23 protein-coding genes are annotated in these 26,109 nt (G+C 49.0%); 9 read left to right on the top strand and 14 right to left on the bottom strand.

The window, feature by feature from the left end; translation table 11 throughout:
* Positions 1 to 50 precede the first annotated feature (50 nt).
* Positions 51 to 1,421, bottom strand: coding sequence for a hypothetical protein (locus tag GA003_14015; GenBank protein QXD27133.1), 1,371 nt, complete (start codon positions 1,419 to 1,421; stop codon positions 51 to 53).
* 166 nt (positions 1,422 to 1,587) lie between these two features.
* Complete coding sequence (locus tag GA003_14010) at positions 1,588 to 3,027, bottom strand: Nramp family divalent metal transporter (protein QXD27132.1); 1,440 nt, start codon at positions 3,025 to 3,027, stop codon at positions 1,588 to 1,590.
* Positions 3,028 to 3,258: 231 nt separating this feature from the next.
* Between GA003_14010 and GA003_14005 the strand changes: the two genes are divergently transcribed.
* Together GA003_14005 and GA003_14000 are read left to right on the top strand one after the other, a co-directional pair.
* Positions 3,259 to 4,110 (top strand): LacI family transcriptional regulator, encoded by an 852-nt coding sequence (locus GA003_14005; GenBank protein ID QXD27131.1) that lies wholly within the window; start codon positions 3,259 to 3,261, stop codon positions 4,108 to 4,110.
* Between the two features lie 90 nt (positions 4,111 to 4,200).
* The gene (locus GA003_14000) at positions 4,201 to 4,683 is read left to right on the top strand and encodes a hypothetical protein (GenBank protein QXD27130.1); all 483 of its coding nucleotides are present in this window, start codon (positions 4,201 to 4,203) and stop codon (positions 4,681 to 4,683) included.
* A 198-nt stretch (positions 4,684 to 4,881) separates the two neighbouring features.
* On the opposite strand, the gene GA003_13995 is transcribed toward GA003_14000, so the two are convergent.
* The 3 genes from GA003_13995 to GA003_13985 form a co-directional block, all read right to left on the bottom strand.
* On the bottom strand, positions 4,882 to 5,784 hold the full coding sequence (locus GA003_13995) for a sugar phosphate isomerase/epimerase (protein ID QXD27129.1): 903 nt from the start codon (positions 5,782 to 5,784) through the stop codon (positions 4,882 to 4,884).
* The gene (locus GA003_13990) at positions 5,781 to 7,028 is read right to left on the bottom strand and encodes a Gfo/Idh/MocA family oxidoreductase (protein ID QXD27128.1); all 1,248 of its coding nucleotides are present in this window, start codon (positions 7,026 to 7,028) and stop codon (positions 5,781 to 5,783) included. Before GA003_13990 ends, GA003_13995 begins: the two co-directional genes overlap by 4 nt.
* 590 nt (positions 7,029 to 7,618) lie before the next feature.
* Positions 7,619 to 8,407 (bottom strand): SDR family oxidoreductase, encoded by a 789-nt coding sequence (locus GA003_13985; protein QXD30441.1) that lies wholly within the window; start codon positions 8,405 to 8,407, stop codon positions 7,619 to 7,621.
* Between the two features lie 78 nt (positions 8,408 to 8,485).
* Here GA003_13985 and GA003_13980 point away from each other — a divergent pair, with 78 nt between their 5' ends.
* Entirely contained in the window at positions 8,486 to 9,478 is a 993-nt protein-coding gene (locus GA003_13980; protein QXD27127.1) for a substrate-binding domain-containing protein, read from the top strand.
* On the opposite strand, the gene GA003_13975 is transcribed toward GA003_13980, so the two are convergent.
* The 5 genes from GA003_13975 to GA003_13955 form a co-directional block, all read right to left on the bottom strand.
* Complete coding sequence (locus GA003_13975; protein ID QXD27126.1) at positions 9,479 to 10,606, bottom strand: Gfo/Idh/MocA family oxidoreductase; 1,128 nt, start codon at positions 10,604 to 10,606, stop codon at positions 9,479 to 9,481.
* Between the two features lie 126 nt (positions 10,607 to 10,732).
* Entirely contained in the window at positions 10,733 to 11,800 is a 1,068-nt protein-coding gene (locus GA003_13970; protein QXD27125.1) for a Gfo/Idh/MocA family oxidoreductase, read from the bottom strand.
* 3 nt (positions 11,801 to 11,803) lie between these two features.
* Positions 11,804 to 12,583: an SIS domain-containing protein gene (locus tag GA003_13965; GenBank protein ID QXD27124.1), complete on the bottom strand. Its 780-nt coding sequence runs from the start codon at positions 12,581 to 12,583 to the stop codon at positions 11,804 to 11,806.
* Positions 12,584 to 12,661: 78 nt separating this feature from the next.
* On the bottom strand, positions 12,662 to 13,507 hold the full coding sequence (locus tag GA003_13960; protein QXD27123.1) for an MBL fold metallo-hydrolase: 846 nt from the start codon (positions 13,505 to 13,507) through the stop codon (positions 12,662 to 12,664).
* A complete protein-coding gene (locus GA003_13955) occupies positions 13,507 to 14,550 on the bottom strand; it encodes a methionine synthase (protein QXD27122.1) in 1,044 nt (347 codons plus the stop codon). The genes GA003_13960 and GA003_13955 overlap by 1 nt, the downstream gene beginning before the upstream one ends.
* Positions 14,551 to 14,722: 172 nt before the next feature.
* Here GA003_13955 and GA003_13950 point away from each other — a divergent pair, with 172 nt between their 5' ends.
* The 4 genes from GA003_13950 (at position 14,723) to lpxB (ending at position 18,791) form a co-directional block, all read left to right on the top strand.
* Positions 14,723 to 15,829 carry an aminoglycoside phosphotransferase family protein gene (locus tag GA003_13950; GenBank protein ID QXD27121.1) on the top strand — a complete coding sequence of 369 codons (1,107 nt, stop codon included), beginning with the start codon at positions 14,723 to 14,725 and terminating at the stop codon, positions 15,827 to 15,829.
* Between the two features lie 178 nt (positions 15,830 to 16,007).
* Positions 16,008 to 16,697, top strand: coding sequence for an ABC transporter ATP-binding protein (locus GA003_13945; GenBank protein QXD30440.1), 690 nt, complete (start codon positions 16,008 to 16,010; stop codon positions 16,695 to 16,697).
* Positions 16,687 to 17,622: a Gfo/Idh/MocA family oxidoreductase gene (locus GA003_13940; protein ID QXD27120.1), complete on the top strand. Its 936-nt coding sequence runs from the start codon at positions 16,687 to 16,689 to the stop codon at positions 17,620 to 17,622. Before GA003_13945 ends, GA003_13940 begins: the two co-directional genes overlap by 11 nt.
* Positions 17,619 to 18,791, top strand: coding sequence for a lipid-A-disaccharide synthase (gene lpxB, locus GA003_13935; GenBank protein ID QXD27119.1), 1,173 nt, complete (start codon positions 17,619 to 17,621; stop codon positions 18,789 to 18,791). The genes GA003_13940 and lpxB overlap by 4 nt, the downstream gene beginning before the upstream one ends.
* A 21-nt stretch (positions 18,792 to 18,812) precedes the next feature.
* Here lpxB and hemA read toward each other — a convergent pair whose 3' ends face one another.
* Genes hemA through hemH form a run of 3 tightly spaced genes read right to left on the bottom strand, consistent with a single transcriptional unit; the run spans position 18,813 to position 21,769 of the window.
* Positions 18,813 to 19,880 carry a glutamyl-tRNA reductase gene (gene hemA / locus GA003_13930; protein QXD27118.1) on the bottom strand — a complete coding sequence of 356 codons (1,068 nt, stop codon included), beginning with the start codon at positions 19,878 to 19,880 and terminating at the stop codon, positions 18,813 to 18,815.
* Positions 19,877 to 20,728 carry a cytochrome c biogenesis protein gene (locus GA003_13925; GenBank protein ID QXD27117.1) on the bottom strand — a complete coding sequence of 284 codons (852 nt, stop codon included), beginning with the start codon at positions 20,726 to 20,728 and terminating at the stop codon, positions 19,877 to 19,879. The genes hemA and GA003_13925 overlap by 4 nt, the downstream gene beginning before the upstream one ends.
* Before the next feature lie 15 nt (positions 20,729 to 20,743).
* The gene (gene hemH / locus GA003_13920; protein QXD27116.1) at positions 20,744 to 21,769 is read right to left on the bottom strand and encodes a ferrochelatase; all 1,026 of its coding nucleotides are present in this window, start codon (positions 21,767 to 21,769) and stop codon (positions 20,744 to 20,746) included.
* A 188-nt stretch (positions 21,770 to 21,957) separates the two neighbouring features.
* On the opposite strand from hemH, the gene GA003_13915 reads away from it, so the two are divergent.
* The gene (locus GA003_13915) at positions 21,958 to 24,201 is read left to right on the top strand and encodes a TonB-dependent receptor (protein ID QXD27115.1); all 2,244 of its coding nucleotides are present in this window, start codon (positions 21,958 to 21,960) and stop codon (positions 24,199 to 24,201) included.
* Positions 24,202 to 24,316: 115 nt separating this feature from the next.
* Positions 24,317 to 25,120, top strand: coding sequence for a tryptophan synthase subunit alpha (gene trpA / locus GA003_13910; protein QXD27114.1), 804 nt, complete (start codon positions 24,317 to 24,319; stop codon positions 25,118 to 25,120).
* Here trpA and GA003_13905 read toward each other — a convergent pair.
* Complete coding sequence (locus GA003_13905; GenBank protein ID QXD27113.1) at positions 25,089 to 25,970, bottom strand: UDP-2,3-diacylglucosamine diphosphatase; 882 nt, start codon at positions 25,968 to 25,970, stop codon at positions 25,089 to 25,091. The two genes, trpA and GA003_13905, sit on opposite strands and share 32 nt — an antisense overlap.
* Positions 25,971 to 26,109: the final 139 nt, after the last annotated feature.

Here is a 26,109-nt window from a genome sequence, read left to right as displayed (position 1 = left end):
GTGGGTGCCCTTTTTGTTTGAGTGATTCACGTCACTCTATGGAAATGGGACTACTTGAAAGCAGCCGCTAAACCATCCAGCTTTTCATCGCTCATGTAAGCGTAGCGATTGATCCAAAGGTGTTCGTTGGAGGCCTTAAATACCGCTCTAGCTCTCTTCTCAACATCTTCAATGGGACCATACGCATGACCTAATGCCCAGACCGGCGTATCCCCGACCTGGCTATCGACCCACTGTTGTTTGCTGGCCAGTGAATCCAAGTCGACAGGATGGTTTTCCTCCGGTTGTGGATAATCAATAGCGTCCGAGGAGGTGGGGATCGGCGAATAGGCATCGAACCCTTTAGCCAGACATTCAGCCAATAGGGCTTTGTTGAGTGGCTGGTTCTTCTCGGTAAGAGAGTCGGCGTAGTTGCGTAGCATCATCGGCCAATGCATGGTGTAGTATTTGCAACTGATGGCATCCACGATCTCGCTCGCCTGGCTGAAGTTAAATCCACTCAGTCGATTCCATGGGGGTGGAAAGGAACTGGGGAATAGCTTATGGTTATCTCCAATAGCGGATTTGTAGCGTCTAAGAAGGTTGGATACGAGGGTGCTTTTGAAATCGAGCCACTCCGAGCAACCTGACCATCTGTCAAAAAATGATTCCGGAGAATCCAGGTATTCTTGGAGATCCTGATTCGTTAACTCTTCGGTAAGGTGCCTGTAAAGGGCCAATACCTTTCGTCGCATGTTTTCAAAATCTATTCCCAAACCTTCTGCGAAACTACGCGCAGGCTCTCCAAAATCGAGAAAGACCGTTTCCAGAAAGTAGGGTGGGTATTCCGGCCAATCGATCCGAATGCCATCAATGGTCGGGTAGCGGGCAGTAAGGTCTTTAATGAGTGCTTCGCCGTAACCCAGGATTTCTTCGCTGGCGAGGGATCCGTTTTTATCAAGCTTTCGGGTGGTAATCGATCCGTCTGGCAGACGAGGCATATCTTCCTCAATCGGTCCCCCAAATTGTACCCGGTAACCTGGAGGTATGGCTGACTGGACTTGAAGGTAAACCCCAATATTGCGCTCGCGACACGCCTCAATGAATCGATCAATGACTGGGCCTTCTCGTTGGGTCAGGTCAGTGGTCTCCTGTGGTTGGTATCGAAGTCCTTGATACAGGTCCAAATTGGGCTCGAAGCTTGGTGTGGCACTGACCCAAACTTCATTTTTTCCCCAGAGTGGTCTTTCGAGAAGTCGTGCTAGACCTTTGTCACCATCGGCTGGTGGCTCTCGTTCGCCTCCTTTTTCAGGGGGACATTCCTCCATAACATAGGGAGAAGTAGAAACGGCTGTGAGTGGTAGCTTCTCAAGCAAACGATCCAACAAGGCTTCGGGGCCTTCACTTTGGATGTATTCGGGAAAAATGGTGATTCCTAGCATGGTTAGAGAACTAAATTATAAATTTTGGAACAGAAGGTAACCAAGGAAACAAAGATTCTTGGGTTCCGTCTTCGTTTTCTTCGTTGGCTTCTGTTAAATTCATCGAATTTGGAGTGTGCCTTGCAGCTAAAGCAGTTCCTACACTGTGAGTGACATGTTTCATGTATTAGCCGATGAACTTGAAATAGAATCCCAGCAGTCCGGCAAAGAGAAGGAAGCAGCCAGATAGTATGAGTGGGAAAAAGAGGAGGGGTTTCATCCGATAGGAATGAGGCAAATTTCTACGGTCTGCCCACGCGACTCCCAGGCACCAGACTCCACACCCGGTCGTGCCTCCAAGGAGTGCCGGAACTGCTACAATGGTGATTGGGTTGGATAAAGTTTCAGAGATCAGGCCTAACCAGATTACACTGATGCCGATAATGGAGGTACTAAGAATAATCCATTTTTTTAACTGGGCGTTGGAGATTGGGTTTTCCTTTTTCTGAAATGGTAGAATGCCTTCGTAGATGCTTTTGGTCCACACATCGAAGGAAGCAAACAAGGTTCCACCGATGGCCGCGATAATACCTATGCGGTAGAGGATAAGGAGGGAACGGCTCAGAGCGGTGAGGAATTTTTCCTGGTGAGTGAGCAGTTCGAATTTGTCAGGGATTAGCTGTGCTTGGTGAAGAATGACGGCCCCCAAAACCATGAAAGCAGAAGAAAAGATAAAGATGGCCAGGAATGATCCACCTACATCGATTTTGATGGCTCTCAGCCAATTGCGGCAGTTCCGCTTATTGTCATCGGAAGCATCGATTTCCGGGAAACCTTCTGCAGTCGAGTGATTATAGATCTCTTGTTTTGCGAACAGACCCCATTGTTTATCTCTCAAGAAACCAAAGTAGCCAATATAGGCGGGGAGTCCTCCTCCAATGATTCCCATGTAAGTGACCAGCTCGATCCATTCAGCTTGTTTTGCGATGTTCGGATACGATTGGTGAATCCATTCTTTGTAGCTTGGAATGGCTGGAACCAGCATCCCTTTTATGAGTGCTCCCAGGTCAGGTTGACAGGCAATAGCGGCCACCAGGATACATGCCAGTAGGATGCCCACGACGAACATTTGTGTGGTCTCCAGGCGTTTGTAGGTCTGGCCCCAGCTTACCACCGCTGCTGCGATCACCAATCCGGTGGCCCAGAGTCTTACAGACAAGTCCGACATTTCTCCTGAACCGAGTGCCCAGGAGATGATAGATCCCACTGATATCGATAGGGCGGCGAGCAGAAAGGGAAGGCAAACGCCAGTCATCAGGAGCAGCGCAATCGGCATCCAGCCACGGGGCCCCGGTAGCATGATCCAGCTTTGCATGGGATGCTCACCCGATATCATCATATAGCGCGAAGAGGCGTAGATCTGGATCGCCTTCAGAATCAGTCCAATCGTGAAACACCAAAGTATGGCGTAACCAAAAATCGCTCCCCCTCGTGAGGCAAAAATCGTCTCACCGGTGCCAATGGAGATCGAGGCAATGATAATTCCGGGTCCTAGAAAACCGATCGATTTCCACCAACCCTTGCCCTTCAATTGCTCGGGAGGTTCGGGATATTTGATGGAAGACATAGATTTTGGGATAACTGGCGCTTTGCGAGGTATTTGGTCTGAGCGAAACGAAACGATTAAAACGGGAAAGAACTCAATTAAAATATGGGATATACCTCAATAATAGCGGGATTAAAGAGTATATATGTTCTATTTTTTTCTATCAGTTGTAAGACGCGACGGAATATTATTTGAAACAGTTCAAAAAACGGTTCATAAACCACCCTTTTAATCCCGTGTTTCCCCTGCTTCATGTCCTTCCATCCCCGAGTTCGTTTAAAAGACATTGCTGAGAAAGCCCATTTGAGTGTTTCCGCGGTTTCGATGGCCATGAAAAATGATCCCACCATCGCTCGAGCCACAGTGGAACGCGTGAAGCGTATTGCCGATGAGTTGGGCTACAGTCCGGATCCGGCTCTCTCTGCTTTGTCGGCTTATCGAAGCAAGCTTCGTGTCCAAAATCAGTTTTCAGTCATAGGCCTGGTGACCAATTGGAGCACTCGGAATGCCTGTTCAGGGAATCCGCTTCAAAAAGAAGTTATCCAGGGTGCCAAGGAAAGAGCCCTGAGGCTTGGGTATTCACTCCAGGAATTTTGGGCGCAGGATGAAGGCGTGAGTCCAAAGCGATTCAGTCACATTCTCCAATCGAGGGGGATACGAGGTTTGATACTTGCCCCTTTTGAGAACAACGATGACTTGCTCGATCTGGACTGGAAGCAATTCTCCGCAGTGACGATTAGCCGGCCCTCCAACTACACTCTGTTTCATCATGTTGTGCAGAATCATTACATGGATATGATGCTTTGTTGGGACAAACTAATGGAACGTGGATACAGCCGTGTTGGCCTGGTGGTTCAAAACGAGTTGGATGTGCGATGGAGTTACCAATGGGACGGCGCACATATTTTTTCGCAAACTCAACGGGTTAGCCCGGAAGACCATATACCTGTTTTGCGAGTGGAGGGAGAAAATGATCATGGAACCATCCGTAGTTGGTTAAGAGAACACCGACCTCAAGTCGTGATCAGCCGACCAGCATTGATTGTAATGAAGGCAGGTCTTTCTTCTTTGATAGGATCTACTCTAATACTTAGTAGCGTTTGATCCCTGTTCTCCTACTTACCTTGTTATCAAAGTCAGCCTGCCCGTTTATTATTCTTCTACAATTTCTAGAATTCCCCGCATGATCATCCAGTGTCACCGGATCGTGAATACGTGCTGACTGGCAAAGAACGCCATACTGTGGCTCAAATAGATCATATGGGGGGGACTCCCATGCGCGCTATTCGCACCGATAGTTTTTTATATATCCACAGTTTCAATCCTGAAAGATGGCCGGCCGGTCACCCCGACGGAAGTATTTATGGGCCGGCTTATTCGGAAGTCAACGAGGCCCCCACGAAGAGTTACATCCTTGAGCATAAGGACGAGCCGGATATGGAAATCTATTGGCAGCTATCCTTTGGACTTCGACCGGCGGATGAACTTTACGACCTTCGTCTGGATCCTTATCAGATGCATAATGTCGCCGACCGTACCGAATATGTAGATACCTTGAAGCGCTTGAAAGAAAAACTTTTTTACGAACTGGAGAAATACGAGGATCCGCGAATCATCGGTGGCGCGGATGCGTTTGATGAGTATGAGTATCTCGGGCGCTTGGAACACCGGCCTTGATTTATAAGTGCTCGAAGAGTAACCGAGGTATCCCCGATTCCTGCCAAAAACGGTGCAGAAATATGCAGTTCAGTGCATGGCTTGGACGAGATTGAAATTCGCTATCTCGCCACCTCGCCCGGTGTTTTTATATGAAAGTTGCCTCATGAATGACAGGTAGCGTATGGATAAAGAATGGGAGACTTCGATAAGGAATTCTTACTTAAAAACGGATCTTAGGTAATCGGCGTTATTCTGGTAGGCTCTCCTCACTTCCATGCCCTTGGGCACAGCGGATTCGATGACGAGCCAGCCTTTGTATTCGATCTGCTTCAGAATGCCTCGCACGCGTTCGAATGCGATGCGGCCACGTCCGAGTAGAAAGCCGTTTTCTTTGCAGTGAATCTCACAGATGTTCTCACTGCCCAGGCTTTTGATTTCTTTGTAGATATCGTAGCCCATCTTGTTGGCGTTGGCTGTGTCGTAGTAAACTTTCACGGCCGGGGAGTCGGCCTTATCCAGAATGTAGCGGTGGTCTGCTTCGTTGAGCCAGGTTTCGAGTCCGAGCGTAATGCCGTGCTTCTCGGCTTTGGGCGCGACCCGTTTCAATTTTTCGACGGTGGCATCAAGTAGGTGCTGATGTCCATCGATGTCACCTTGTCCAAAGAAGGCCAGAAGGACCAGATTGGGCGCAACCTTTTGCGCTAGATTCTGGTCGTCGAGCTGGGCAGCTTCCTTTTTTAATGTAGCCATGGTTTGGATACACTGATGAACCAGCTGTTCGCCTTCCTCGGTCTGGGCAAACGAGACCCTGTTGAGAAGACCGATTGCCAAGGAGGAGATACCAACTCCAGTTTCTTTGACAATCTTTCGAATGTCCTCGCGATTTTCTTTCGTTCGAAGGTCCCAGCCACGACCACGGGCGTCGAAGGAGTATTGGATACCATCCAGCCCAATTTCTTTACCTAAGCGAAATGCTTCCGGCTCAAGCATGCGTTTGATCGACCAATCGCAGGCTCCAATTTTAAAACTGTGTTGGTGGTTATCGGAAAAGAGTCTGGGTGATGCGAGTGTGCCGGCAGATAATAGTGCGCCAGTCTTGATGGCTTCGCGTCGGTTCATGCGGTCAACTCCAGATCGAGTTTCATGGACTTCTTTGACTTGAGAAGTTTCTTCCAAGTCACCGTCTTACCTGAGTAGGCAGCTTCACGTCCTAGAATGGTGACTAGATTGCTTTGCACGCTGGGGGCCACGGTGTCGTTGTTGGCATCGCCTGCTTTGATAGCCTTGTGGAAATCGACTATGTTGTTCACGGCTCCACTTTCGTAGAGACCGGATGAGTCGCCACCTCGGTAGAAGCTACCTTTGATGCCGCGTAGAAGCACAGGACCGGAGTATTGTGTTTCGAGGGTTCCGTTTTCTCCGAACATGCGGTTACGAATGCCATCGGGTTTAGTGCCGTGAGCCGCAAACTGTCGTGAAGTGAAACTGACGTCTACTCCATTCCCGTAATCGTAAATCACTGAGAAGTGATCGCTGCAGTTTCCCCAAGGGCGAACCTTTTGGTTAAACGTACCGGTGGCTTTGATCGGATCTTTGTTCATGATCCAACTCATCACGTCCAAGGTATGGATGTTTTGCTCGGTAATGATGTCGCCAGAGAGAACGCGATCCACGCCCCATACACGCAGGCGTGCCTCCGGGTTACTTGGATCTGGTCCCAAGACATCCGCAGCGGCCTTGAAAGGATCATTCGCATGATAGGAAGACTCACCAAAACTGAGAGTTCCGAGTGCGCCATCGTGAACGCGTTTAACAGCTTCTTTGAAAAATTCATTGGCCCGGGTCTGGAAATCCACCAGATAGGTCAGTCCCTTCTTGGTTGCCAGGGCTCCGTTCTCCTCAATGGATAAGGTTCCGGGCACATCGACTGCAATCGGTTTTGCCAGATAAACATGTTTGCCAGCTTTGACCGCAGCTTCCGCCTGTTCCGGATGAAAGTAGGGGGGCGTGATTATGGCGACCGCATCGACACCACCACTTTCGATCAGCTTCTTATATCCATTTAATCCGGAAAAGCATTTATCCTTTGCCACATTGAGCGTGGCCGAAAACGCATCCAGTTTGTCTTGGAAGTAATCCGCTCCGGCAACGACCTCGTACCCGCCGTGCTTAGCAAACAGTTTGGCGATCCATTGGCCGCGACCGCCTGTGCCGATGATGCCGAGTTTGATTTTCTTACCGTGATGGGCTGCGGATGTCATCGATGGTAACACGATTGGAGCGGCTCCTGCAGCGAGCATCGTCTTTAGAAATGTGCGACGCGTTTTGGAATCTAAGGTTTGACCTTGGGGTAGGGTGTTCATGGTGAAATGGGTAAATGTTATTGATGTTAGAATTTAATGCCAGGCACTCGTTTCTGTCCATCTTGTTTGATGGGCAATGCGCGGGCCGGTGTTTCCTTAAGGATGAATAGTCCTTGCGGGATATTTTACCTTTGTGAAGAATTGCCTTCATGAATGTGCAGCAGTTACGTGAAGAGGCTCACAAGTTAACAGCAACCGATAAATTCGAGCTGATATCTGGGGTATTGGATGATTTAGGCCGGTCAAATTACGACGTTAGTGATGATGGGGTTGTTCAAAGAGTTGAGGAAACGAGGTCCGGTACTATTGAGGATATCTCATTGGATAATCTTAAATCTGGTTTAAAATATCGCAAGTAGTGTGAAACCTCTCCGTTTTCATCATGCGGTTCATAGGGATATCAATGAGGCAATGGAGTTGGGTTTAAGGAGGTGTAACCTTAAGATTTATCCCTTTAATATACTATTCGAGAATCTCCCAGATCGTGTTCGGGTTCAAGTCGTTCGCCACAAATCACGAAGACCTGAATTCGGTATTAAGCGAAAGAAGAGTTAGTACTTGCCGAGCTGGGGCTCAGCGTTCCCAGGCGATCAATACTGTCCCTCGCTTACTGTCCATCCTCCATCGACAGTGAGCACTTGACCGGTAGTGAATTTGGAGCCGTCGCCGAGAAAGTAGAGGGCCGCTTGATCAAGATCGGAAGGGATGCTGATGCGGCCGCCGTCGAGCGGTTGTTTGGTTTTGATGAAGTTCTGGATGGTGTCGTCTTCTGCGGCTCGCTGAGCCATGGGAGTTTCAACCAGCGCTGGGGCGAGGACATTGAAACGGATATTTTTTTCCGCGTAGTAAGCGGCCACGGACTTTGTGAAGCCGATGATGGCTGCTTTGGTGGTGGCGTAGGCGTGGGTGGAGAAATATTTCGGGGAAGGGGAATAGCCGAGCACGGAGCCGAGGTTGAGCACACTGCCGCCATGACCCAGTTCAAGAAAGCGCTTGGCTGCGGCGCGATTGGATTGGAATAGAGAAGTGAGGTTCCAGTTCAGCGTCTTTTCCCAACCCTCGTCGGTGATTTCGTGGAGCGGTCCATCGCCAAATTTGCGACCGCTGCCTCCAGCGACGTGGTAGAGTCCGTGGAAACCGCCAAAGGATTCTAATGCAAGGTCGATGGCTTGGTCGGCGGTATCAATATGTGTGGCGTCCGCGGCCAGGGCCTTACCACTCGTTCCTAATTTTTCTGTGATCAGGTCACAACTTTCCTGCGAACGGCCCACTACGATGACCTTGGCGCCCGCCTTCACGCAAGCTTCGGCTGCGCTCCCACCTATACCGGTAGTTCCGCCAATGATAACGATGACTTTTCCTTTAAGTTCGATAGCCATCATGGTGAAAGACCTCGTGAGCAAAGCAAGAGTTAAGGGAACGGTTGACAGACAAACTGATATGTTAACGGTGGCTTTATGGCGCGTCCCCGTTCACAAAAAGTTTTAGAGCTTAAAGAAAAGCTCATACGCCGAATTGAGCATGGCTACTATCAGCCAGGTAGCCGGTTTCTATCGAACCGAGCCTTGGGTCAGCGCTTTGAAATTAGCTACCAAACCGCCGATACCTTGCTTCGTGAACTGGTCGCTGAAGGTTACTTGTTTCGGAAGCCGGGCAGTGGAACTTTTTTGCGTGGAGAAGCACCCCAATGGCAAGGTGTAGATTTAGTGCTCAACGAACGAGCCAAGCGGAAAGGCAGCTTCGGCGCGTTGCTTCGGGATCGATTGTTGGAGGAATTTTCCAAAGTGGGAATTGCCGTGCGAACGCGTTGGGATAGTCCTTCGCTTCGGTTCAGTGTGGGAAGCCTCCCTGTCTTTTGGGAGTGTGATCAATTGCCGCAGGTTTTGTTGGATGAAGGTCGTTACTGTATGTTGATCAATAAAACGCCTCCCAAGGGACTATCTGCGGCCTTTGTGGATGCAGTAAGCGTAGATGATCATTCTGGAGGCGTTGCAGCCGGAGAATTGGTAAAAGCGAGGACTCGAGCCAAACAGATTGTGATCTTGGGTGGTCCTCAAAGTGATCAACGCTGTGTCGATCGTGTGAGGGGTTTTCAGGAAGTGGTTCCGGAATCCAAAGCGGTGTTTGCTGACAGTTGGTTCTATGAGGATGGCATCAAAGCTGTGGAGTCCATTTTGGAGAAAAAGCCTCAAGTTGTATTTTGTGCGAATGACCGATTGGCTCAGGCGTTACTCGATACGGTGAAAAGGGAATGGGTATCACCACCCCGAGTAATTGGGTTTGATGATGCGCCGATCGCTGAGCAGATGAATTTGACCACGATTGCCATGCCTTGGCAGGAGATTGCGGACAATGTGGTCGAGGTGGTGCAGAAACGCATGAGTGGAGATACCTCGACTGCAATCACCCGGATTTTGGCACCCAGGCCTGTTCTCAGGGCGACGTTGTAGTCAGTGCTTTGGCTGACAACGATCGTCGAGCTGTCGGTGATCACCTGGTTTTACGGATTGGCCGGTGTCAGCTGATTTGATGATAGCGAAAACGGTTTCAAGTGTCTTGAGATTGTTTCGGGCCGAATTGAAAGGATCGCGGTCCTCGTCAATAGCGCAGAGTAACTCGCCCATGGTCCCCCGGAATCCATCATTGAACCACTCGCCTTCAAGTTGGGCGGTTGCAACGCCTTCTTTGGTTTCGAGCGTCACTTCGGTACCTTTGAGGAGAGGGCCTATGGCGTTGAGGACACCCTTCGATCCTGTAATGGTAAAACGTTCGAGGGAGCCCTGCTTGCTGTGGCCATCGAATCCCAGGTTCGCAAAACCGTTGGTAAACTGGATGGTGGCACCACCCATCATCGGTGGGGTTATAGCTTGCTCGGCTGCCTTACGAACAGAAGCGGTGGCCAGTTCAGGTTCCTGGCCTTGGAAATAATTCACTGCCATATCGATCCAGTGGACCGCGAAGTCGTAGAGGATGATATGGTGGATGGATTCGAATGCAGTTCCTTTAATCCAGGTGTGGTCCCAGTTGACAAACATATTGATCGTGTGAACATCACCGATGAGTCCTTCGTTAATGGCTTGTTGAATGTATCGCACGTAAGGTGCCCAACGGCCGTTCTGATTTACTGCCAGCTTGAGGTCTTTTTCGTCAGCCAGGTCAGCCAGTCGGGTTGCCACATCGATATCAAGGGCAAAAGGCTTTTGACTCAGCACATGTTTGCCAGCGTTCAACGCAGCTTCGATGGCATCTGCCCGTGGTGCCGGGTGTAGTGCAATATCCACTACTTCGATATTCTCATCGGCTAAGAGTTCGTTGTAATCGGTGTAGCAGGTGGCCTCTGGGTAAAAATCTTTGCGTCGTTCCTCGGTTGCCTCTTCGTTGAGGTCACACAAGCCGATGACATTAAATCCGTCTTCTTTGTAAGCGGTGAGGTGATTGACAGTGATACCGCCGCAGCCAATCAGTCCGATTCCCGGGCTGTAGTTTTCGGGGAAGCGTGGTTTGTATTCGAGGTTGGGGGCGGGGAGTTTTTTTGTAGAGACCTCTGCCTCTAGGCCGTAGTTGGTGTCGTCTGACATTTTTTAGAAGTTGAAGGATACTTTTTTAGCGGTAGGGCGATTGTTATTGTCGCTGCACTCGGGACGCCGAAACCGCCGATTTCAGAACGGCTCGCTCGGCGATCGAGCCCTACCATTTTGCAAGATTTATAATTTCACCGTTGATTTTGTCTCAGCGCTTTTGAAGGCGGCATCGACGACCAGTTGTCCAATACGGGAGGTTTCGGGGCTGAGTGGGCCGTCGATGGGAAGATTATTTTCCAGGCAGTGGAGGACATAGGGGATGGGGGCGTGGAATGGATGTTGAAGATCGTCGGTGGGAATTTCTTCTCCTTCAGGTTTGTCCCGTGTCTGAATCCGGATGGTTGGTTCCATGTCATAGGAAGCGATGGTGCCTTCGGAGCCAACGATATTGAACCCGCACTTCGGTTGTGGCTGGTGGGTCCAGGGATCCGAGAAGGTGCCCCATTTGGTTTCGAATTTGGAAAGGGTGCCATCTGCGTAGCGGCAAATGGTGATGCTGTGTTCGTCGACTTCCAGGCTGGGATCTCCGCCTGTGATGGTTGTGACTTCGTTGGGCACCATTCCACCGTTGTACCAAGCTGCAAGCGTCGTCCCATAGCCTAGGTAGTCGAGTAGGGATCCACCGCCTTCGCTTTTCTTATAGAACCAGCTTTCAGCTTTTCGTTCGGCAGTAACTTCGAGCTCAGTTTTATCGGCCCCGTGAGCCAGAGGACCGCGGTTGCCATCGTAGAAATGAACTTCTCGCACGGTTCCGATTTCCCCCTCGTTCACCAAACGGAAGGCGGTTGCGTGCGATGTATACCAACGAAGTGGCCAATTGATTATGAGCTGCTGTCCCTCCTGAATGGCAGCGAGCATGCGGTCCGCATTCTCTAGACTATCGGCGAAGGGTTTTTCGACAAAAAGATGTTTCCTATACGGAGCCAGCTTCTCGACATACTCAGCGTGCCTTGCCGTGGAGGCACAGATAATGACGAGATCTGGGTCCGCTGCTTTCATGCACTCGTCGATATCCGTGAAGACTCGCTCGGATGGGATAGAGAAATTTTCAATGGCTTCTTCCATGCGAGGCGGATCATCGTCGCAGACGCCGACAATTTCGGCGTTGGGATGGTCGAAGGTCTGCCGAAGCAGATCCCCGATGTGAAAGTGGTCAAAATTAATTCCGGTGATTTTCCAATGCTTGCTCATATCTTACTTTCCTAATTCAGAATAGTACTGGGCGATCAAACGTCCATGCTCATCGTAAGCGGACTGGAATAATTCGTTGGCGCGCTCCGATCCGATAACGGCTCCCGCGGTGAGGACTTTGGGCGGGTGTCCGGCATCCGTGAGGCGCTTGGCGACTTCTGCTTTGATCGAGTTGACCAGCAGACAACCGGCGACCGTTGAACCGGGAGAAACGGGTGTGTCTAGTCCGTCAATCTTGACCATGGCATCACCGACGGGTACGCCCGAGTCGAGGACTAGATCAGCGAAGTCAGACAGCTTTTTACCGCGGTCGTCCTTTGTGGAGGAAGCGGCTGAATGTTGCTTGCTGAGGATGGCGACTACTTTGATACCGGCTTTTTGAAAGCCTTCGGCTATTTCAATCGGTACGCGATTGCAGCCACTCGAGGATACGACGAGTGCGCTGTCATGTTCACTCAGATCGAAATTGCGCAGGATCTGTTCCGCCAGCCCGGAGACGTTTTCCAGATACATGGCCTGGCGTTGTCCATTAGCACCGACCACCAGGTTGTGGAATGTGAGGGACAATTCGACGATGGGATTGAACCCAGGGAACGAACCGTATCGCGGCCACATTTCTTCGGGCATGATGCGGCTGTGACCGGAGCCAAAGAGATGGACCATGCGACCGGCCAAGATGGTTTCGGCAAACCAATCAGCTGCTGTGCCGATGGCGTCTTCCTGGGCGGCAATGGTGTCAATGAGGCCGCGGGATTTTTCTAAGTAGTCTTGAGTTGGAGTCATGGTGAACGGGACGTGTGGCGAGGGGCGGGGGACGAGTGGTTTGTTGAAAGGCTGAAGGTGGAAGGATGAAGGCTGAATTTATTTAATGAGGGTGGCGCGTTCGCCGTTGCGGAGAATTTGGCAGGTGACGTTATGCTGAGCGCAGGCTGTGCCGAAGTCGATGGGGTCGGCAGTGTTAAATTCGAACAGGTCGTAGTGGTGGGGGATGCTGGTTCGTATATTACAGTCTGCGGCTAATTGAGCGGCCTCTTCGGAGTTCAGGTTGCCGGCCACTCGACGTTCAGGTTTGTAACCGTTAATGGGGAGGAAGGCTAGATCGATGCTGTGTTGGTTTAAGCGGTCTACGAGTCCTTCATAGAGTCGTGTATCTCCGCTATGATAAATCGTCCAAGGGCCGAGTTGAATTACAAACGCCATGAAGTGGTGTTCACCTTTGTCGTTGGTTTTTAGTTCGTCATGAGCTGAAGCCAGACCATGGAATGATACGTCATCTATCTCCATGGAGATGCCATCGTTCATGCCTATCGGCCAATCGGGATCGCATCCCATTCGGGTCGCAACAAAATCGCGATTGGCTTCCGGGATGATAAACTGAGTGTCAGGATTTGCCTCAAATAAAGCGGCCAGTGTTTCTTGGTCGAGATGATCAGTATGGTTGTGGCTCGAGGTGATAAAATCGATTCCTCTTAGTTGGAAAGGATCAACTACGAGTTCGGTGATGCGTGTGTGAGGCTTATCAGCCTCGGCATACTTTCTGGTAAGTGAGTCGGATAGGTAGGGATCGAAAAGCACGGTTTTGCCACCGCACATGACAAGGAAACCGCTTTGCCCAAGCCACCAGGTGTAGAGTGTATCGGAATTGTCTTTACGCGCCGCATCAATGTCCTCAAGCAGCGCTTCGTCTTTTTGAAAAGCTGGTTTCATCAAGCGTTGGGTAGGCCCAATTCTTTGCGAACTAACTTAGCACCTGCTGCCATGTTTTGTAGCTTTTGTTTGGCTGCCCAGCGGGCGGTTTGAGAAAGCCCACAATCCGGTGCAAATACGAGGCGCTCGGGTGGAGCGAATTCTAGGCAGCGTTTAATGATGGCTGCTACGTCTTCAGGAGTTTCGATGTAGTAACTCTTTACATCAATAATGCCGACCGCGGCATCGATCTTCTTGCTGATGGCTTCGATCAAATCGAGGAAGACAAAATTGGTGGTGCAGGTTTCGATGTGCATCTCGTCCACATGCATATCGAGGAAGGCCGGAAACATAGCTCGTGGTGTCCGTTTTCCTACTCCACGTGCTTTGTAATTCCCGAAACAGAGATGGGAGCATACGCGAATTTTTCCTGCAGCCGGTTCCACCGTGCGATTGAACAAATCTACGAACACCTCAGGATCCGCTTTGTAAGCATAGCAGCTCATGGAAGGTTCATCGACGCAGATCTCTTCACACCCAGCTTCAACCAATGCCTCGATTTCTTTTTGGACGATGGGAAGCAAAGCTTCGGTGATCTCGTAACGATTGGTGTACTGATCGTTAGGGAGTAGGCGACCGCTGAGTGTAAAAGGGCCTGGTATACTTGCTTTTAATGCCTGCCCCTCAGGTGCCAATCGTTTGAGCCGTTCAAATTCTTCTACCGCACCCAGACCATTGGGAGCTGCCAACTCACCCGATATGGCGTGCTTACCTCGCTGGTCGTGAGCAGGAGGACCGTAGATGCGTGGAGAGGCGCTCTCTAATTCGATCCCTTCCAGGTAACCATAGAAGGATAGATTAAAATCGAAACGCGTTTGTTCGCCATCGGTAATTACATCGAGCCCAGCTGTGGTCTGGTCGTGGATAGCTGCAATGACAGCATCGTCTTGCATTTCCTTGATGTCGTTTTCTCCAAACTGAGTGAGGTTCTGTGAGGCAAATTCTAACCATCCTGGGAATGGGTAGCTGCCGATTACCGAAGTGCGTAAAGGTGTGCTTTCCATGAGTCTCTGAATGATTTCAGAGTCAATGGATGAATCAAGGAGTTAAAGAACGGTTGTGGTATAAAGTGATATGGTAATGAAATCCTTCATCGTTTGCCCGATGTATTAGAGGAATGAAGTAGACAGGCATCGTGGGAGACACCTAGGCTTAAGTTTTCCTTAATATTCAAAAATGACCCCCGAATCTATTGCTGCAGAATTTGATGTGCACGGACAGGTAGTGACTGTGCTCAATATTGACACTGGAAATGTCAACGACACGTATCGAGTCATCACTAGAACGAGTTTCTCTGAGACACAATTTGTTCTCCAGCGTATTAATCACCATGTGTTTCCAAAGCCCGACCTGGTGATGTCGAATATGCGTGCCATTACTGATTATGCGCATAAGCGATTGGACGAGCAGGCCAGTAAGTCTAATCGAATTTGGCAATTGCCTCTCGTGATGAAGACCAAGGATGGAAAGGACTTCTTTGTCGATGCTGAGGGGAATTATTGGCGTGCTTTGTCGATGATTTCTTCAGCAACATCCCACGAACAAGTGCTTAATGTGGAACATGCGCATGAGGCAGGCTATGTGCTTGGACATTTTCAGAAGACCATTGCCGATTTTCCGGTGGATGAACTGGGCGATACCTTACCTGGGTTCCACATAACGCCCAGCTACCTGGCCTACCATGACGAGGTTGTTCAAACCGAGTATGCTCAGGATCGATTAAAGGGATCATCTGAAGCCCGACGTGTAGAGGCTTACATTCAGGAGAGACGCGAATTCGCTTCTGTTTTGGAAGATGCTCGTGAACGAGGTGAGTTGAAGGTCCGAGCGATTCATGGTGATCCCAAGATTACCAATATCATGATCGACGATATTACGGGGAAGGGAACGGCGATTATTGATCTGGATACGGTGAAGCCAGGATTGATTCACTACGATATAGGCGACAGTGTGCGTTCGTCCTGCAATCCTGCTGGAGAAGAAGAGAAAGACCTGAGTAAAGTATTTATCGATTTGGATTCGTTTGAAGCCTTGATGAAAGGCTACCAAAAGCAGGCTGGGGAATTTCTTACGGATGCAGATCAGCACTACATGTATGATTCCATACGGTTACTGACCTTTGAATTGGTGATTCGATTCTTCAGCGATTATCTGGCCGGAGATGTATATTTCAAAACCGATTATGAATCGCATAACCTCAATCGTGCACGGGTGCAGATGAAGTTGTGTGAAAGTATTGAGGCCCGCGAGTCTATGATTCGCAGGATTTTGGACAAAGTGTGAGGTATTCGCAATTGTTTCAAATGAATCAGCCCTGGTAGAAACTTATGGTCTTTGTTGAGGTCAAGACTCGCAGAGCATGCAATTGAATGACTGGTGAAGGGTTGGATTTGCTTAGTTACAGCTTGCCAACCAGTGAGGCGAATCCTCAGTAATGTAGACCGTGGAAATTATAGAAAATGTGCAGTTCGCTTTGGAAGCGAGCGAGATTCAGAAGTCTTTTCCTAATGGGACTGAAAAAGTAGAAGTTCTAAAGGGAGTAAACTTGCAGCTGCGCAGGGGAGAGACGGTTGCTATCCAAGGGGCATCTGGCAGTGGGAAAACAACCTTGCTAAATATTATTTCCGGACTCGAAGCCTTAGACACGGGAGAACTATATTGGAACGGTATCCGTATCCATGGCCAGTCGGGAGCTACTTTGGCTGCGCTGCGAGCAGAGCAAGTTGGTATGGTGTTTCAGGCTTACTATTTGTTGCCAGAACTCAATGTATTGGATAATGTGATACTTGCAGCTCGGTTGATGGGGAAAGCTACCCAGGATGATCAAGATCGTGCACATGATTTGCTGGTGCGCGTGGGATTGGAAGATCGTTTGCATTACTCTGTGGAAAAGTTGTCAGGGGGAGAGCGCCAACGGGTAGCTATTGCTCGTGCATTGCTGAATAGGCCAAAATTAATTTTGGCCGATGAGCCGACAGGAAATTTAGATGAAGAAACGGGTGACTCTGTAATCGAACTGTTGCTGGAAGTTGCTCGGGAAGCGGGCACTAGCCTGATTCTGGTCACTCACAACTCAGCCCATGCGAAGAAAACAGATGTTCGCTATCGGCTTCATTTTGGAAAACTTGAAATTGTAGAAGATGAATCCTGAGAAGCCCATTCGATGTGGTGTGGTAGGTGTTGGATATTTAGGTCAGCACCACGCGCGAATCTATTCTGAACTCGAACAGTGTGAGCTAGTAGGCATTTTTGAAGTCGATCCTGAGCGTGGTAAGGAGATCGGTGATAAATTTAACTGTCCTGTATTTACTGATCTGGATGCTTTGGCCGAAGCCTGCGATGCGATCAGTGTGGTGGTTCCTACAGACAAGCATTGTCAGGTTGCAGTGCCGTTGCTCGATAAGGGCTGCCACTTGCTCATTGAGAAGCCTCTCTGTGTAAGCAGTGCGGAGGCAGAAATAATATTGGAAGCCGCTAAACGAAAAAACTGCTTGATTCAGGTGGGGCACATTGAGCAATACAATCCCGTAACCAGTTACTTGGAGCAGGTAGTGGATCAGCCTTTATTTATCACTGCAGATCGTCTGGCTCCATTTACACCTAGAGGAACTGAGGTGGGAGTCGTATTGGACCTGATGATTCATGATTTGGGTGTGATCTTGCAACTCGTTGGAGCGCCGGTTGAGAAAGTTGAATCGGTGGGTGTAAACGTCCTTTCACCGACAGAAGACATTGCCAATTGCCGGATCACCTTTGCGAATGGTGCCGTAGCGAATGTGAACACCAGTCGCGTGAGTGAGAAAAAGGTGCGTGAGATTCGGGTTTTTCAAAATAACGCCTACCTGTCTTTAGACTTCATGAAGCAGGAGGGGCATTTCGTGAAACGGGAGGGCTTCGAACTTCAGAAAGAGGAAATCCCGATTGAAAAGGGTGAGCCTTTGAAAATCGAGTTAGCTTCCTTTCTCGATTGTGTTACTAATATGTCGAACCCGAAAGTGGATGCGACCTTAGGTAAACAGGCTTTGGAATTGGCGCTTAGGATTACAGAGCAGATCCACCAAAAAACGGCTCAATGAGTTATGTCCCTGTATTGCCCGATGAGCTGGCCTCACCGGCTCAAGGGACGGTTGATATTCTGGTCATAGCAGGGGAACACTCTGGGGATGAGCATGCAGCGGTAGTCATCCATAAGCTTTTGCAGGAACAGCCTGACTTAAAAATTGCGGCTGTAGGCGGTGAGCTCATGAAGGATGCCGGGGCGCAACTGCTATTTGACCTGACCCATCTTTCGGTCGTAGGATTTTTTGAAGTCCTCAAGCATTACAAGTATTTCAAACAGCTATTTGGCAAAGTGATTGATTGGGTGGATCAAAACCGGCCACGTGCCGTTCTTTTTGTCGACTATCCTGGATTCAATTTGCGTCTGGCAAAGGCGCTTTTTGAGAAGGGTATTGCTGCCAAGGCGGGTGGAGACACCAAGCTATTATATTACATCGGTCCCCAGATTTGGGCTTGGAAGGCCAAGCGTCGTTTTGAGATGGACCGGCTCTTGGATGGATTGTCCGTGATCTTTCCTTTTGAGGTCGAGTGTTATGCCGACACCCAGTTGGAAACGACCTTTGTGGGACATCCGTTTCTCCAGAGTAAGCAGGACTGTGATTTGGTTTATAATGCGGAGGGTAATTTACTGCTGCTGGCTGGTAGCCGAGTCAGTAATGTGAGGCGCGTGCTTCCAGTGCTACTGGAGGCTTATGAGCGGTTTCTTGCAAACTACGAAGGAAGGGATGCGACTCTCGTTTACCCCAGTGAAACTATCCTGAGTGAGATTGAGCAAGTGCTTGAGTCGTTTCCAAAAGCGAAGGAGCGAATCAGCCTGGTTAGAAATGAAGGGCGAATCGAAGCAGGTGCTGTCCTAACGACTTCCGGGACGATGTCCCTACGCTGTGGGTTGGCTGGTATCCCGGGACGTATTGTTCACCGCATTCAGGGATTATCCTACGTCCTGGGGCGGATGCTTGTGAGTATTCCCTATATTGGCATTGCGAACCTGCTTTTGGAAAAACCTTACTATCCGGAATATATTCAAGGGGATGCTAAGCCGTCTGTCTTGGCCAAAGAGATAGATCGATGCCTTACTGATCAGGAAGTCATTCAGCAGACCCAAGACGATTGCAAAGAATTACACCAGCGCTTGAAGCAAGAGAACGATGAGACGCCTTGGAACTGGCTGATTCGCTATCTCTAAAAATACTAGCTTCTTTATCCCTTAGGTAGGTTGAATGCCTCGCGACTCTCTTTCTTGTGAGTGACTTGAGGTATTCCCGTGAAGAATGTGTTGGATCTTCTTTTCGATGTAAGCGTGACACTTTCCTAACTCTTCTTTTCGTGCCTGAAGATTCGTTTCGGCGATTTCCGCTAAATCATCCAAGTTATACAAGAAGACATTCTGAGATCGGTCGATGCCAGGGTCGATGTCTCGGGGTAGAGCCAGATCAAGCAAGCACAGAGGGCGAATAGCCCGCTTCTTCAGAAAGTGATTCATGCGAGGTTCGGTCAGTATGAAATCTTTTGAAGAGGTGGAGCAAATGACTACGTCCGCTTTGGCTAGAAAACTATCTAAACTTTCGAAGGGTAGGGCGAGGCCGCCCGTAGATTCTGCGAGATCCTTCGCTTTCTCAAACGTACGGTTGGAAATAGCAAAATTGTTAGCTCCTCTACTTTTCAAAGCGGCTATGGTTTTCTCGGCAATATCGCCTGCGCCTATAATCAGCGTTTTGCAGTTTCGTAGATTTCCAAATACTTTTTGAGCCAAGTCTACGGCAACGGTGGCGACGTTAATTTGTCCTTTTCCAATGTTTGTATTGGAGCGAATCCACTTGGTGGTCTGAAAGCTCTTCTGAAAGGCTTTATTCAATATTTTGCCTACCGTGCGTTGGTTCCCTGCAGCGAGGAATGCCTGCTTTACCTGGCCTGTGATTTCAACTTCTCCCACTATTTGAGAATCCAAACTGGCTGTTACGGAGAAAAGATGCATCATGGCCTCCTTGTCTTTCCATAACCCGGATTTCTCGTTCAGCTCACCTTGGTCTACCTCGATGACTTTGGAGACCACGGAAGCAATTTTCTGGGAATGGGCCTCATACCCGGCTCCATAGATTTCGAGTCGATTACAGGTGCTTAGTACCGTGAGCTCGCTGATCCACTCTTCGGCGTTCAACAGTTCGTAAATTGAATCTAATTGCGACGGATCAGGACTTATTTGTTCCCGATACTCAATGGGGGCCGTGTGATGGCTGACACCCCAGCAAAAGAATGTACGCGAATCTTGGCTCATTCAGTCGGTAATTCTATGGAGGCGTTGGAGACGGTCTTAGTCTGGCGACTCGCATCGACCGGCCAGATGGAGAGGAGCGCGAATAGAAAAAGAACGATGCTGGTCCAGGCTAGCTTCTTGCCATAGAGCCGATTGGTCAGGCGGAGGAAGAGGACCACCAGATAGGCAAGCCATACGGCAACGGTCGCAGCTAATTTTGCGGTATCTATCTCGGCTGTGTTTTGAATAAAGTAGGAATAGCCAACGAGCAGGGAAACGGTGAGTACTCCGGATCCTGCGGCCAGCATGCGAAGGGTCATAGTTTCTGAATCTACCAGGGATGGAAGGAACTCATACATGCCTTTCCAGCGATGATGCTTCAGTGAGAAGTTCTGAAGAATATATAGAATAGAACTAACGGCCAGTAGGCCGAAAATGCCATAGGAGAATACCGCAAGCGAAGCATGGAACTCGATGGCCGGACTTATTTTATCGATGTTCAGTGGGTAGCTTGTGTCCCAGTTTTTGAAAATGAAGCTAAGGATGGATAGCATTACTGCTATGCCTGCAGTGAAGAATCCAAACAGGCTGAGGCGAAACGCGGGTCCAAGAACCAGAAAGCAAAAGGTGAGCGACCAGATGACAAACTGAACGATCTCAAAGGTATTCCCAATCGGGCACCCGCGGACTTCCATTCCTCGCAGATATAGACCATAGCTGTGAATGGCATAACCACCGGCAATGATCATATAGAGCAGCCATCGCGGATGATGTTTAGCCCGTATCAGGTAGAAGATCGCGGTGACAAAGCCCAGTGTGTAGAGCAGATTGCCAAGGCCGATCCAAAGTATGTCAGCACTCGAGCCCATGTCAGTAGAGGTAGATTAATCTTCGGATGTGTCCCAGTCCCGAATGCGATTGCTTAGCATCGTTATCCAGGCTGGATGTTCGTTTAAGCAAGGGATCATTTTGAAGGACTCTCCTCCTGCTGCAAGAAACTCTTCACGACCTTCCATCTCGATCTCTTCGAGTGTTTCCAGGCAATCGGTCACAAAAGAGGGGCAGATAACAGCAATGCGTTTGACGCCTTGTTCTGGGAATGCTTCCAAGACGTGATCGGTAAAAGGCCTTAGCCATGGCTCTTTGGTGAGCCGTGATTGAAAGGAAACAGCATGTTTGCCCAGAGGCAGGCCGAGTTTATGGATCATAGCCTTCGTGGTTTCAAAACATTGGTGCCGATAGCACGTGCTTTGAGCCGGATGGCAAACACTGCAACAATCTGGGGTGATCATGCAGTGGGCGTTGGATGTGTCTGCCTTGCGCATGTGGCGCTCAGGCACTCCGTGGTAGCTGAAAAGAATCTTATCCAGGTCGTCTGTGATGTAAGGTCGGGCGCTTTCGACCAGAGCATTGATATAATCCTTATCTTTATAGAAAGGTTGAAGCACGGTCCAAGTCACCTCAGGTGCTTGTATCTTAAGCTCTTCCTGCACACGCACGAGTACCGTCTCATAACTCGACATGGCGTAGTGCGGATACATGGGCATAATGAAAAGCTTTTCAATATTCTGGGCCTTCAACCTGGCAATAGCCTCGGGTATGGAAGGGGAGCCATAGCGCATGGCCAGTTCTACGGGCATATCGACCTGCTCTTGAACCTTTTCTTGGACATTCTTGCTAGTGAGAACCAAGGGACTTCCGTCTTCAGTCCAAACTTTCTTATAGGCCGCCGCAGTTTTTTTCGGGCGAGTAGGGAGGATAATGCCACGGACGAGCAGATTCCTTGCTACGGGGTTTGCGTCAATCACCCGCTCATCCAGGAGGAATTCCTTCAGATACTTGCGTACGTCAGCAGTGGAAGTGGAGTCGGGAGAACCCAGATTTAAGATTAGAACAGCTTTACGAGCCATGCGTATAAGCTTGGTAATGCAGGCAACCTGTCAATCTCTGGTGTTAGAAATGCGAAGATTCCTTGGGCAGTCTCAATTTTGAATCATTCTAATTCTAAAGAAAATGAGACTCGATATCAATAAAAGAGTTGACGCGGCTTAGTTGAGACTCAGTTTCATTAGCCATTCTTTTAATACCATAGCTGCTAATGAAATTTTTGAAGTTAAAACGATTTCTCTCCCTGATCACTACCTTGGGAATCGCCAACAGTGCATCAGCCCAAAATGTTGAGGGTTCTTTCATAGATATGGAGGAGTTTGAAGTCATCGGATCCAAGGAATCTGTCTTCGAGATTCCAGGTTCTGGATTCTATCTCTTTAAGGAAGAGATAAACAACTTCCAGTACGCCAACATTGACCAGATTCTTCGGCAAGTTCCTGGTGTCTATTTTCGGGGAGAAGATGGCTACGGATTGTTTCCCAACATCAGCCTTCGTGGAGTGGATTCCAATCGGAGTGGCAAGGTTACCATGATGGAGGACGGTGTCCTGACCGCGCCTGCACCTTATGCTGCTCCTTCGGCTTACTATTCGCCAACAGCGGGGCGTATGTCTTCACTTGAGGTCCTGAAAGGATCGAGCCAACTTCAGTATGGGCCACACACAACCGGAGGAGTTATCAATTACATATCCACCCCGATTCCGCATGAGAAGTCGTCGTATGTGAAATTACAATACGGTGAGAATGAGGATGCGAGGATTCATGTGTGGGCAGGGGGGAAGCAGGAGTCTGATGCCGGGACCTTTGGATATCTGGCCGAAGTCTACGCGCGGACTGCTGGCGGTTTTAAGACCATCCACAGTACCGCTGCTTATGAGGGATCCGACGACACGGGATTCGATAAAACGGACACGATGGTGAAGTTTGGATGGCAACCAGACACAAACCAGTTTCATTCCTTTGAGTTTAAGTTGGGTTACACAGATTTCCATGCCGATGAAACATACTTAGGGTTATCGACCCAGGACTTTCGGGGTGATCATTATAGACGTTATGCGGCGTCACGTTTTGATGAAATCAATACCCACCACACACGCACCTATCTCCGGCACCAAACGCGATGGGACAATGGCAATACGCTCTCAACCACGGCGTCTTACAATGACTTTCACAGGAACTGGTATAAGTTGAATAAGGTTGATGGGCAGGATCTGGCTACAGCCTTATTTAATGGGACTGAACTCTATGAAGTTTTAACCGGAACACGAGCGGGTGAACTTCGGGTGAAGGCCAACAATCGGAATTACTTCCTGGGTGGAATTCAGTCGGAGTTCAATGGAGCTTTTTATGCAGGTGAAGTGCTCCATGAAATTACAGCTGGATTGCGTTTACACCGTGATCAGATCCGTCGCTTTCAATGGGAAGATATCTACAATATGAATGACCAGGGAGGTGTGGACGAGTTTATCCTCTATGGAAAGTCCGAGCCTGGAGGATCAGCGGGAAACCGTCGTCAGCGTGTGGATAGTACTTCGCTTTATATCTCAGATCGGATCTCATCCGGCTCCTTTGCGATTACACCTGGTGTGCGTTACGAGGACATTGATTGGGAGTACTTTCGCGCAGATGGCCGTGAGGTGCCCAATGATGACACTGGAAGTTACGATGTATTTGCACCTGGAATTACCGCTGAGTATAGTTTGGATGAAAAGACTCGTCTATTCGCTGGCTTGAATCGCGGAATATCGCTTGTGAGTCCGGGCTCTGCAAGAAGCGGTCTTGAACCTGAGGAAACCGATAGCTTCGAAACCGGAGTCAAGGCCCAGGCAGGTCACTGGTATGGCGAGGCCGTTTACTTCAATACCAAGTTTAAGAACTTGATTGCTCGTGAAAGTGACGGGGGTGGTAATCCGGTTGGTGGAGATAAGAATATTGGCGAAATTTCCTCACAAGGCCTAGAGCTTCTGCTGTCCACCACACTCCACGAGGAAGTCGATTATAGGATTCCACTCACCCTGGCATTTACCTATACGGATGCTGAATTCCGGGATGGAACGGCCGGTGGCAATGCAGATTCGACGATCTTTGCCGGTGCGATTCCTGATAATGAACTTCCCTATATTCCGGAGGTGCAATGGAATGTAACCACTGGGGTGGAAACTGAGAAATGGAGCTTTCATGTGGGTGCCTCATACGTGGATGGGAGTCATGGAGATGCTACTAATTTTGGCTTAGAGCAAAATACCGGAGGTAGTGCTGATGCACGTTTCGGAAACGTGGACTCCTATTTTCTGATTGATTTGAATTATCGTTACGAATTGTCCGAGACCACCTCATTCTTCGTCAGCATGCAGAACGCATTTGATGAATCATGGTTGGCGTCGCGCATTCCACATGGGCCTCGGCCAGGTGCTCCGAGACAAAGTTCTTTCGGAGTTGATTGGACCTTCTAGAAGCCATTTAGTTTATACGGATGTAAGAGGGCGGGGCTTGGAGAGGTTCCGCCCTTTTGCTTTCCCATTGACGAGCAAGCTGGGAAAGTCAGTTTGTTAGCTTTCTAAGAAATCCATGGACCGTATCGCAGCAGAATTTGAAACGGCTAAGGCCGAAAATCGTAAAAGCTTCATTGCCTATGTATGTGCTGGAGATCCGAACTTGAGCACGTCAATAGAAGCCTGCAAGACACTCTTGGATTCCGGTGTCCACATCCTTGAATTGGGTGTTCCGTTTTCGGATCCTCTTGCGGATGGTTGGACTAATCAATGTGCCGCCAAACGGGCTTTGGATAACGAGTTTAGTAAGAAGGATTTGTTTAATTTGGTGCGTGAGATCCGGAAGGTAAACGATACGGTCCCGATCGTCTTCTACGTTTACTACAATCAGATTTTTTCTCAAGGAGTTGAAAATTACCTGCAAGAAGCATTGGATGCCGGAGTAGATGCCATGCTTACTTTGGATCTGCCTCCTTCGGAAGCAGATCAGTATCTTGCTATTTGTGACGGAGTAGGAATGAAGACGGTGTTCATCATTGCACCAACAACTCCCGAAAATCGGATAGACGAGATTGCAGGAGCCTCCACTGGGTTTGTTTATTATGTTTCTCGAGAAGGAGTAACGGGTGTTCGAGACTCACTCGATGCCAGTCTCCCGAGGAAATTGGAAATCATCAAGGGAGGGACTGATAAACCAGTGGTTGTTGGTTTCGGTATTTCCAAACAATCTCAAGTGCGTGAAGTTGCTGAGATCGCCGATGGAGTGGTTGTCGGGAGTGCCATCGTCAACGTAATCGCTGACCATTTGGATGACGAGGAAGCAATGTTATCGGGGCTGAAGAATTTCGTTAAGGAACTTTCAGCAGGCGTTCTTCTGTAAGAAGCGTTTCTGGTAGCTCCATTTTTTTGAATTCTGGATCTTCCTCAAGAGGAAGGATTATAGATTCAGAGTTTTCCTTCGCTGCTTCTTCCAGCTCTTTGAGGAATGTCGGGTAGTCAATGAGTTTCAATTCCCCCTCCTTGGTTTCGACAATCGCGGTCATCGATTCCACCCAATCTCCGGAATTCAAGTAATGAATGTCGTCGAGCATCTTGTCTTCCGCAGTGTGAATATGGCCGCAGATGACCCCGTCGCATTGATAGTGGCGGGCTAATCGGACCAGTGCGGTTTCAAACTTTGAGATGAAGTTCACGGCTTTCTTAACCCGAGCCTTCACCTGCTTACTGATAGAATAGTATTCTTTACCCCTCCAGGTTCGGTAGCGGTTGTAGAATCGATTAACTGCCAGGAGCAGATTGTAGCCGATATCTCCCAGATGGGCGATGATGGCGTAATTGGAGGTTATAGTGTCGAAAACGTCTCCATGAACGACCAGGTACTCTCGGCCGTTCATTTTCAGAACGTGATCCTCTACGATTTGAAATCCTTCGAAATGAATAGGCATGAACTTTCGAAGGATATCATCATGATTACCGCGAAGGTAGATGACCTGGGTCTTTTTATACTCAATTTTCTTCAAAACCATGCGGATGAAGCGTGAACAGTGCTTGTTCCAGGTGCCTTTTCGGCGTTTAAGACTCCAGGCGTCAATGATGTCGCCATTTAAAATGAGAGTTTTGCAGTGGGTATGCTTTAAGAAGTGAGAAACTTCCTTCGCTTTGCTGTCTCTCATGCCTAGGTGAATATCCGAAAGGATAATGGTTTTATACTCTAGCGCTATTTTTGACATGGCATTGTGAATAACTTGGTAACAAGCCTAAATTGCGCGTGTTTATGCGGCTTATCAACTCCAATGTACATTGGAAAAAGGCCTTTTAACCTCTCCGTAACATTTGAAATGCCGCTGTAACAAAAGAGGCCCTGATTTC

The organism is Opitutia bacterium ISCC 52, from assembly GCA_014529675.2.
In the GTDB taxonomy this organism is placed as follows: domain Bacteria; phylum Verrucomicrobiota; class Verrucomicrobiia; order Opitutales; family UBA2995; genus UBA2995.
This window is presented reverse-complemented; position numbering and strand designations above follow the sequence as displayed.